At 38.3% G+C, this 1,778-nt stretch carries 1 protein-coding gene and 2 tRNA genes; 1 reads left to right on the plus strand and 2 read right to left on the minus strand.

Annotation, left to right across the window (positions count from 1 at the left end):
- Positions 1-161: 161 nt before the first annotated feature.
- Positions 162-1,373, plus strand: a complete 1,212-nt coding sequence (locus tag BOW51_RS10480; protein ID WP_011737570.1) for an argininosuccinate synthase — start codon at positions 162-164, stop codon at positions 1,371-1,373.
- A gap of 73 nt (positions 1,374-1,446) precedes the next feature.
- On the opposite strand, the gene BOW51_RS10485 is transcribed toward BOW51_RS10480, so the two are convergent.
- Both BOW51_RS10485 and BOW51_RS10490 read right to left on the minus strand, forming a co-directional pair.
- A tRNA-Cys gene (locus BOW51_RS10485) sits at positions 1,447-1,520 on the minus strand.
- 75 nt (positions 1,521-1,595) lie between these two features.
- Positions 1,596-1,668 (minus strand) — tRNA-Gly (locus tag BOW51_RS10490).
- Positions 1,669-1,778: the final 110 nt, after the last annotated feature.

Here is a 1,778-nt window from a genome sequence, read left to right on the forward strand (position 1 = left end):
GGTAAAGTATCTATTGAAGTAATTGTAGAAGCCAATGGATGCTTTAGGTAAAATTTACTTCTTTACTGATATCCGCAATTTAACAGACGATAAAATTACACATCGTTGGGGTTATAAGAATAAGGTTAAAGCTGAGATTAGTTTTAACATTAAAGGAAAACATGAACAAAATAAATATAAAAAAAGTGGTACTCGCCTATTCTGGCGGACTAGATACAAGCATTATCGTTAAATGGCTACAAGATACCTATCGGTGTGAAGTGGTTACCTTTACAGCTGATATTGGTCAAGGTGAGGAGGTAGAGCTTGCACGCACTAAGGCAAAAGCCGCGGGTGTCAAAGAGGTTTATATTGAAAATTTACGTGAAGAATTTGTACGTGATTTTGTATTTCCGATGTTTCGAGCTAATGCCATTTATGAAGGTGAATATTTATTAGGCACTTCCATTGCTCGTCCGCTTATCTCTAAGCGTTTAGTAGAAATTGCCCATCAGGAAGACGCAGATGCAATTAGCCACGGCGCAACAGGAAAAGGTAATGATCAAGTTCGTTTTGAGTTAAATGCTTATGCATTAGACGCAGATATACAAGTCATTGCGCCTTGGCGTGAATGGGATTTGTCCTCACGTGAAAGTTTAATGGACTATGCACAAAAGCACGGTATTGAAATTGATTATAAAAAACAATTAAAAAAATCCCCTTATTCAATGGATGCAAATTTATTGCATATTTCTTATGAAGGTGGTATTTTAGAAGACCCCTGGGCAGAGCCTGAAGAAGATATGTGGCGTTGGACAGTTTCACCTGAAAATGCACCTAATAAGGCAGAATATGTTGAGATTACTTTCAAAAAAGGCGGCATTATAGCCATCAATGGCAAAACAATGAGTCCCGCTTCAGTGATGGAAGATTTAAACAAACGTGCAGGTGCGCATGGCATTGGTCGTAATGATATTGTAGAAAATCGTTTTGTGGGTATGAAATCTCGTGGTTGTTATGAAACACCTGCAGGAACTGTCATGTTAAAGGCGCATCGCGCTATGGAATCACTCACCCTTGATCAAGCAGCAGCACATCTTAAGGATGAACTCATGCCCAAATATGCCGAAATGGTTTATAACGGCTTTTGGTTTGCACCAGAGCGCAAAATGCTACAAGCTGCCATTGATAATACTCAAGAAATAGTCAATGGTATTGTTCGTCTTAAGTTCTACAAAGGCAATGTCACTGTTGTAGGTCGACAATCTAAGGATAGTTTATTCAGTGAAAAAATCGCTACTTTTGAGGATGATGAAGGGGCATACAATCAAAAAGATGCAGCTGGATTTATCAAGCTTAATGCATTGCGCCTGCGACTTAAGGCATTAAAGTAGTATATGCTTTCTTGGGTTAAGAAGAATTGTATTCTAAATACTTGATTTAGAATACAAAAATTAAATATAAAGTTGGAGGCTGGGACCGGAATCGAACCGGTCTATAAGGCTTTGCAGGCCCCTGCATAACCGCTTTGCTACCCAGCCATGTTAAAACTTACAAAGGCGATAATAAAAAGACTTATATTAATCTTTTTTTGAAAACTTAATCTCTAAATTTAGAGCGGGAAACGAGATTCGAACTCGCGACATTCACGTTGGCAACGTGACGCTCTACCAGCTGAGCTATTCCCGCATAGGTGATGAATTATAGTGTTTTTTAGATAATAGTCAAGTCAGGCTTTGCATTAATTATTAAAAGTTTTACGCCCTTCTTTTAGATAGATAAACCCGGACCATAAGGTT

It is taken from the genome of Solemya elarraichensis gill symbiont (genome assembly GCF_002021095.1).
Classification (GTDB): Bacteria; Pseudomonadota; Gammaproteobacteria; order Chromatiales; family Chromatiaceae.